This window comes from Brevundimonas sp. (assembly GCF_018608325.1).
Lineage (GTDB): Bacteria > Pseudomonadota > Alphaproteobacteria > Caulobacterales > Caulobacteraceae > Brevundimonas.
This window is the reverse complement of record NZ_JABAZW010000025.1, coordinates 1-7,448: the sequence shown is the minus strand read 5'-3', so window position 1 is coordinate 7,448 and position 7,448 is coordinate 1. Positions and strand designations below refer to the sequence as shown.

Sequence of the window (7,448 nt, the reverse complement as noted above, 5' to 3'; positions counted from 1 at the left end):
TTCCAGCCGGAGACGCAGGCGTCCACGCCCTTCTCCAGCGCCTCTTCGCCCAGATAGGCGCCCCAGGTGAAGGCGGCGATGGCGATGTCGACATTCATGTTCTGCGGCTGCGGCGTCACGCCCATGCCGCACTGGCCCAGGAAGGCGATGGGGCGGATATAGGCCGAACGCAGCCCCTCGGTCCGCACCACCAGATTGCAGGCCTCGACCAACTCATCCTCGGTGTAGGGCAGTTGGATATGATAGATGCGCGCGCTGTCGAACAGGCGGCGCACGTGCTCACGCAGGCGGAAGCCGCGAGGGCCGTTGGGCGTGTCGTAAACGCGGATGCCTTCGAACACCGAGGTGCCGTAGTGGAGCGCGTGGCTCATCACGTGGATCTTGGCGTCGGCCCACGGCGTCAGTTCGCCATTGACCCAGATGTTCTCAGCCAGAGGCTGCATGCACGTCTTCCTTCTTACTTCTTGTGTTGGCGCTCGATCAGGGAGCGCCGCGAGGCCGCGATCAGGCGGCCTCGGACTGGATCATGTCGTTGCCGATGCGGCGTGCGCCGAACAGGCGGTCGATCTGGCGGCCCAGATTATCCATGCTGCGGGCGGCGTCACGGCTACGGACCGTCAGGGCGATGCGACGAAAATCACCTTCATCAGCCATGTTGATGCCGTCGATGTGGAAACCGCGGCGCTCTACCAGACCAATGAGACGCTGAAGCGAGCCGTCGGCCCGGTCGATCTGGATTTGGATGGTGTCGGTCATCACAGTTCTCCTTCAGCGGTTGCAGCATGCATCATCTGCGCGTTGTTCTTGCCGGGCGGCACCAGCGGCCAGACGTTCTCGGCGGGATCGATAATGACGTGGGCCAGGATCGGTCCCTCGGCGGCCAGCAGCCGCTCCAGTCCTGCCGTCACCTGATCGCGGCGTTCAATGCGGAAGGCCTCGATGCCGAAGGCTTCGGCGACCTTCACGAAGTCGGGGTTGTCGGACAGGTCGACCTCGGAGAAGTTCCGCTCGAAGAAGAACTCCTGCCACTGGCGCACCATGCCCAGGCGTGAGTTGTCCAGCAGCAGGATCTTCAACGGGATGTTGAACCGGTTGACCGTGGCCAGTTCCTGAATGTTCATCATGACCCCGCCGTCGCCGGTGATGGTCACGACGACCGCATCCGGCTCGGCCAGCTTGGCGCCTATGCCCGCAGGCAGGCCAAAGCCCATCGACCCCAGACCACCCGAAGTGATGTGCGCCTCGGGGCGCGAGAATTCGCAGTGCTGGGCGACCCACATCTGATGCTGGCCAACATCGCAGGCGGCGATAAAGCTGGGGCCAGCCAGACGCGACAGCTCGTTCAGCAGGGCGGGCGCATAGACCTTGTCGCCCGGCGCGTCATAGCGGACTTCGGTCTCGGCCGAACGTGCGCGCCATTGGTCGGCCCAGGCCGAAACCTCGATGGCCGGACCATCGGCCAGACGCCGGTTCAAGGCCTCCAGATTGGGCTTCAGGTCGCCGACGACGCCGACAGCGACGGAACGCAGCTTGCCGATCTCGGACGGGTCGATGTCGAAATGGATGACGCCGGCCTCGGGCGCAAACTCGGCCAGCTTGCCGGTGGCGCGGTCATCGAACCGGGCGCCAACGACGATCAGAAGGTCCGAGCCCTGAACCGCCTCATTGGCGGCAGGCGTGCCGTGCATGCCCAGCATGCCCAGATAATTGTCTTGCCCCGTCGGGATCGAACCCAGGGCATTCAGGGTCGAAACCTGCGGGATGCCGGTCAGGGCCGCGAACTCGCGAACCGCCTCGACAGCGCCCGAAATCTTGGCCCCGCCGCCGACGTACAGAACCGGACGGCGCGAAGCTCGGATCGCCGCCTCGGCCTCGGCGATGACCGAAGGTTCAGCGACGGCGATTTCATTCGGCAGATGCAAGCCGCGCGGCTCGCTGGTCAGCTCGAACTGAACATCCTTGGGCAGGTCGATCAGGACCGGTCCCGGACGTCCCGAACGGGCGATATGGAAGGCTTCCTGGATGATCGCCGGAATGTCGGCGGCCTGACGGACCAGATAGGAGTGTTTCACCAGCGGCAGGGTGACGCCCAGGATATCGACTTCCTGGAACGAGTCCGTGCCCATGACGCCCTGGGCGACATTGCCGGTGATGCAGACCATGGGGACGGAATCCAGCATGGCGTTGGCGATGCCGGTGACCAGATTGGTCGCGCCCGGCCCCGAGGTCGCCATACAGACCCCGACCTTGCCGCTGACCCGTGCGTAGGAGTCAGCGGCGAAGGCGGCGCCCTGTTCGTGGCGGCACAGATAGTGCTGCAGCTTGGAACCGGCCAGGGCGTCATAGATGGGCATGATCGCCCCCCCCGGATAACCGAACACCACCTCTACACCCAACTGCTCCAGGGTGGAGACCAGCAGGCGGGCGCCGGACTGGGCGGCCTCGGCAGAGGGTTTGAAGGCGACGGCGGTCATCTGGGTCATCCGGTCTTTAAGTCTGGGCTCAGGCCGCTTCGGACTTGGGCGTATTCAGCCAAGCCATACGTTCACGCAGGCGCGCGCCGACCTGTTCGATCTGGCTCTCGCGGTCTGCCTTCAGCCAGGCTTCGTACTGCGGCTTGCCGGCTTCGTTTTCGGCAATCCAGTTGCGCGCGAAGGTGCCGTCCTGGATCTCGTCCAGAATGGTCTTCATGCGGGCCTTGGTTTCTTCGGTGACAACGCGCGGGCCGCTGGCGACAGCGCCGTACTTGGCCGTTTCCGAGATGAAGTGATGCATCTTGGAGATGCCGCCTTCGTAGAACAGGTCCACGATCAGCTTCAGCTCATGCAGGCATTCGAAATAGGCGATCTCGGGCTGGTAACCAGCTTCGACCAGGGTGTTGAAGCCCTGGATGACCAGTTCCTTGGCGCCGCCGCACAGAACGGCCTGTTCACCGAACAGGTCGGTTTCGGTCTCTTCGCGGAAGCTGGTTTCCAGCAGGCCGCCGGTCGCGCCGCCGTTGCCCTTGGCATAGCCCATGGCGCGGTCGCGCGCCTTGCCGGTGACGTCCTTTTCGATGGCGAACAGCGAAGGCACGCCGCGGCCGCGCTGGAACTCACGACGGACCAGATCACCCGGGCCCTTCGGTGCGACCAGGATGACGTCCATGTCGGCGCGCGGCGTGATGCGCTCATAGATGATCGAGAAGCCGTGGGCGAACAGCAGGGCCGAACCTTCCTTGGCGTTCGGCTCGATGACCTCGCGATAGACGTCGCCCTGAACCATGTCCGGCGTCAGGATGGCGATGATGTCCGCACCCTTGACCGCTTCTGCCGGTTCAGCAGTCGCCAGACCGTCGGCGGTGGCGTGTTTCCAGCCCGTGCCGCCCTCGCGGACGCCGACGACGACGTCATGGCCGCTGTCGCGCAGGTTCTGGGCGTGGGCGCGGCCTTGCGAGCCATAGCCGATGATGGCGATGCGCTGACCGGCGATGGCGCCCGGCTTGATGTCGTCGTTGGTGTAGATGGTGATGGCCATGGTTCAGGCGTCCTGAGCAGCGGGTTTTTTGCTTGATGCCGGGATTTGAGCCGGCGGCGGGTTGGGAATGGTGACTGCGCCCTGAGCCGCCGAGGCGACGGAGGCGCGGTATTTGGCGAAAACACCTCGCGCCGGACGGACTACGTGGGGCGTAAAGCCCGCCCGGCGCGTCGCCAGATCGACATTGACGTCGATGCGGCGGTTGGTGACGTCGATGGTGATGCGGTCACCATCGCGAATGAGTGCAATCGGTCCGCCGACAGCAGCTTCCGGCGAAACGTGCCCGGCGACGAAGCCGTAGCTGGCGCCCGAGAAACGACCGTCGGTCAGCAGGGCGACATTGTCGATCTTGCGGCCCTTCAGGGCTGCGGTGACCTGCAGCATCTCACGCATGCCCGGGCCGCCCTTGGGACCTTCGTAGCGGATGATGATGACATCGCCCTCGCCGACCGTGCCGTCCTGAACGGCGTGGAAGGCGTCTTCCTCTGAATCGAAGACGCAGGCCGGACCTTCGAAGACATCGACCTTGTGGCCCGTCAGCTTGATAACCGCGCCTTCGGGGGCGACATCGCCATAGATGACGGCGTAGCTGCCGCGCGCCATGACCGGGGCGTCGAAGCTGGTGACGACCAGTTGGCCCGGCGCTTCTTCGGCCTCGGCGGCCTCGGCGAACAGGCTGCGGCCCGTGACAGTCGGCGTGTCGACGATCTTGCCCGCCTCGGCCATGCGCTGCGTGACCAGACGCGTGCCGCCCGCTGCGAACAGGTGCGAGGCCAGGAAACGACCACCCGGCTTCAGGTCGCAGATGACCGGCGCCTCAATACAGGCCTGGTGGCAGTCCTCGACGCCGAAATCGACGCCAGCCTCGGCGGCGATGGCCGTCAGGTGCATGACCGCATTGGTCGAGCCGCCCGAGGCCGAAACTGCGACAGCCGCGTTCTTCAGGCTGGCCTTGGTGATGTATTTGCGGGCGTTGTCGCCAGCCAGAACACGTTCGACGATGATGCGGCCGCAGCGCTCGCCTTCCGCGCCCTTGTTGGGGTCGACGGCAGGAACGTCATTTGCGCCCATCGGGCTGATGCCCATGACCGACAAGGCCATCGCCATGGTGTTGGCCGTGAACTGACCGCCGCAGGCGCCTGCGCCGGGGCAGACCGCGCTCTCGACCGCCTTCAGGCCCGCGTCGTCCAGCGTGCCCGCCGAATGGGCACCGATGGCCTCGAACACTTCCTGAACCGAAACTTCCTTCGTGCCGATGACGCCCGGCAGGATGGTGCCGCCGTAATAGACCAGGCCCGGAATATCCATCCGCGCCAGAGCCATGGCCGCCGCCGGGATCGTCTTGTCACAACCAACGATGCAGACGACGCCGTCCAGCTGGTGACCCTCGATGGCCAGCTCGATGGAGTCGGCGACGACCTCACGGCTGATCAGCGAGGCCTTCATGCCCGGCGTGCCCATCGAGATGCCGTCGGTGACGACGATGGTGTTGAAATCGACTGGATAGCCGCCCGCCGCGATGATGCCCGCACGAACATCCTTGGCCAGCCGGTCCAGGTGCATGTTGCACGGGGTGACCGTCGACCAGGTGTTGACGATGCCGATCATCGGCTTGTCGAAGTCAGCGTCCTGCATGCCTGCGGCGCGCAGATAGGACCGCGCCGCCGCCCGGTTCGGGCCAGCCGTCACCGAGGCGCTGCGCGCGTTCGGCTTCCTGGGTTCAGAGGTAGAATCTTGCGTCATAGGTCCAGTTCGTTTCGAACCGCCAAGCACGAAAAACCCCGCTTCCTTTCGGTAGCGGGGTGGTGCCGGGCGATCCTGAGTTTGTTTAGGTCAGGTCGCGTGCATCCACGCCGCTTGCGTAAGCAGGCCAATAAGTACGGTGAGAATGAGTACGAGTCGGGCGTCGAACACCGTCGGCGCGCGAGCGACCGCCACCGCCTTCGCGGTGCGTCCCTTCATCATTGCGCGCGTCATTGTGGCCACGGGTGGCTCCCTGTTCTGACGGCAAGAAACCACACCGGCCGGAACGGCGCAACCCGCTTGAGCAAGATTTTTGCCCCATCCGCCAAAAACATCGCCAGACGGGGTGTTTCTTGCCGCAACACCCCTCAGCGTAACAGTTGATCGCCCGATGTTACGTCCTCGGGGTTGAAACACGCGGCGCTCGCGGTCATTGAAACGGCCAACGATAAAACCACCACTCAGAGGAGCCTCCCCATGACCGTTCGCGTCGCCATCAATGGTTTCGGCCGCATCGGCCGCCTAGTTCTGCGTTCCATCGTCGAACATGGCCGCACGGACATCGAGGTCGTGGCGATCAACGATCTGGGCCCGGTCGAGACCAACGCCCACCTGCTGCGCTACGATTCGGTGCATGGCCGCTTCCCCGGCACGGTGACCTCGGGCGAAGACTGGATCGACGTCGGCACCGGCAAGATCAAGGTCACGGCGGAACGCGATCCGGCCAACCTGCCGCACGCTGAACTGAAGGTGGACATCGCCTTCGAATGCACCGGCATCTTCACGTCCAAGGAAAAGGCCTCGGCCCACCTGAAGGCGGGCGCCAAGCGTGTGCTGGTTTCGGCCCCGGCTGACGGCGCTGACAAGACCATCGTCTTCAAGGTGAACCACGAAACCCTGACCGCCGACGACATCATCGTCTCGAACGGTTCGTGCACCACCAACGCCCTGGCCCCGGTGGCCAAGGTGCTGAACGACCTGTTCGGCATCGAGCGCGGCTATATGACCACCATCCACGCCTACACCGGCGACCAGCCGACGCTGGATACGATGCACAAGGACCTGTACCGCGGCCGCGCCGCCGCCCTGTCCATGATCCCGACCTCGACCGGCGCCGCCAAGGCTCTGGGTCTGGTTCTGCCGGAACTGAAGGGCAAGCTGGACGGCTCGTCCATCCGCGTCCCGACCCCGAACGTCTCGGTCGTGGACCTGAAGGTCGTCGCCGCCCGCGACGTGACCGTACAGGAAATCAACGATGCGCTTCAGGCCGCCGCTGACGGCCCGATGAAGGGCGTTCTGTTCACGACGACCGATCCGCTGGTCTCCAGCGACCTGAACCACATCGCCGCCTCGTCCACCGCCGCCCTGCCTCAGACGCAGGTCGTCGACGGCAAGCTGGCCCGCGTGCTGAGCTGGTATGACAACGAATGGGGCTTCGCGACCCGCATGGCCGACACGGCCCTGGTGATGGCGAAGTTCCTCTGATGACGAAATGGGCGCTGACAGTCCTTCTGGTTCTGTCGGCGCCCATTGCGCTTTATGTTGGCCGTATTGCGATAGATATTCCGCAATACGTGAGCGAGCATTGGTCGCAAGAAACGCTACTAAGCTTCAAAGGGTTAGGGCACCTTTTCGTGTACCTGATCCCAGCACTTTGGATCCTATCTGCCCTCTGGGTCGCCGTGATCTGGCTGCGGAATAGTCCTGATCCGCCTGCCAAAAAACTGCTCAACCTTATCGTCGGCGGTCTGCTGCTGACTTTCACCGCCCTGACAGCCCTCCTTATCTACGTCCTTTGGGCGTGGCCCTAGATGTAAACGGACGCCCTCATGACCTTCCGCACCCTCGACGACGCCAAGGATCTCGCCGGCAAGACGGCTCTGGTCCGCGTGGACTTCAACGTCCCGATGGAGGGCGGCAAGGTCACGGACGACACCCGGCTGCGGGTCGCCCTGCCGACGATCCAGCGTCTGCGCGACGCGGGCGCCAAGGTGGCGCTGCTGGCCCACTTCGACCGCCCCAAGGGCCAGCGCGTCCCGTCGATGAGCCTGAAGCCGGTCGTCCAGCCGCTGGAGGAACTGCTGGGCGCGCCTGTCCGCTTCGCCGACGACTGCATCGGCGGCCCCGCTGTCGAGGCCATCCGCGATCTGGATGCGGGCGGCGTGGTCCTGCTGGAGAACGTGCGCTTC

Annotated in this window: 8 protein-coding genes; 3 read left to right on the top strand and 5 right to left on the bottom strand. The window is 64.7% G+C overall.

From position 1 onward, the window contains the following. From QZ281_RS02530 to QZ281_RS02510, 5 genes are all read right to left on the bottom strand, one after another. On the bottom strand, positions 1-443 hold a 443-nt coding region (locus QZ281_RS02530), incomplete at its 3' end, for an aminotransferase class IV (protein ID WP_363297244.1). 61 nt (positions 444-504) lie between these two features. Beyond that, positions 505-756: an ACT domain-containing protein gene (locus QZ281_RS02525; RefSeq protein WP_292224344.1), complete on the bottom strand. Its 252-nt coding sequence runs from the start codon at positions 754-756 to the stop codon at positions 505-507. Next, the gene (ilvG, locus tag QZ281_RS02520; RefSeq protein WP_363297242.1) at positions 756-2,483 is read right to left on the bottom strand and encodes an acetolactate synthase 2 catalytic subunit; all 1,728 of its coding nucleotides are present in this window, start codon (positions 2,481-2,483) and stop codon (positions 756-758) included. Before ilvG ends, QZ281_RS02525 begins: the two co-directional genes overlap by 1 nt. A gap of 19 nt (positions 2,484-2,502) precedes the next feature. Continuing rightward, on the bottom strand, positions 2,503-3,516 hold the full coding sequence (ilvC, locus tag QZ281_RS02515; protein WP_292224342.1) for a ketol-acid reductoisomerase: 1,014 nt from the start codon (positions 3,514-3,516) through the stop codon (positions 2,503-2,505). Between the two features lie 3 nt (positions 3,517-3,519). Continuing rightward, entirely contained in the window at positions 3,520-5,259 is a 1,740-nt protein-coding gene (locus QZ281_RS02510; protein ID WP_292224340.1) for a dihydroxy-acid dehydratase, read from the bottom strand. A 477-nt stretch (positions 5,260-5,736) separates the two neighbouring features. Between QZ281_RS02510 and gap the strand changes: the two genes are divergently transcribed. The 3 genes from gap to pgk all read left to right on the top strand — a co-directional run. Continuing rightward, a complete protein-coding gene (gene gap, locus QZ281_RS02505; RefSeq protein ID WP_292224337.1) occupies positions 5,737-6,744 on the top strand; it encodes a type I glyceraldehyde-3-phosphate dehydrogenase in 1,008 nt (335 codons plus the stop codon). Continuing rightward, complete coding sequence (locus QZ281_RS02500; RefSeq protein WP_292224335.1) at positions 6,744-7,070, top strand: hypothetical protein; 327 nt, start codon at positions 6,744-6,746, stop codon at positions 7,068-7,070. The genes gap and QZ281_RS02500 overlap by 1 nt, the downstream gene beginning before the upstream one ends. 18 nt (positions 7,071-7,088) lie before the next feature. Continuing rightward, positions 7,089-7,448, top strand: a 360-nt coding sequence (pgk, locus tag QZ281_RS02495; RefSeq protein ID WP_292224333.1) for a phosphoglycerate kinase, incomplete at its 3' end; no start/stop codon positions are given.

What these genes read in the sequence shown, in the direction of transcription:
- QZ281_RS02525 (WP_292224344.1), bottom strand. Translation starts at nt 756, where the DNA reads ATGACCGACACCATCCAAATCCAGATCGACCGGGCCGACGGCTCGCTT.
- ilvG (WP_363297242.1), bottom strand. Translation starts at nt 2,483, where the DNA reads ATGACCCAGATGACCGCCGTCGCCTTCAAACCCTCTGCCGAGGCCGCC.
- ilvC (WP_292224342.1), bottom strand. Translation starts at nt 3,516, where the DNA reads ATGGCCATCACCATCTACACCAACGACGACATCAAGCCGGGCGCCATC.
- QZ281_RS02510 (WP_292224340.1), bottom strand. Translation starts at nt 5,259, where the DNA reads ATGACGCAAGATTCTACCTCTGAACCCAGGAAGCCGAACGCGCGCAGC.
- gap (WP_292224337.1), top strand. Translation starts at nt 5,737, where the DNA reads ATGACCGTTCGCGTCGCCATCAATGGTTTCGGCCGCATCGGCCGCCTA.
- QZ281_RS02500 (WP_292224335.1), top strand. Translation starts at nt 6,744, where the DNA reads ATGACGAAATGGGCGCTGACAGTCCTTCTGGTTCTGTCGGCGCCCATT.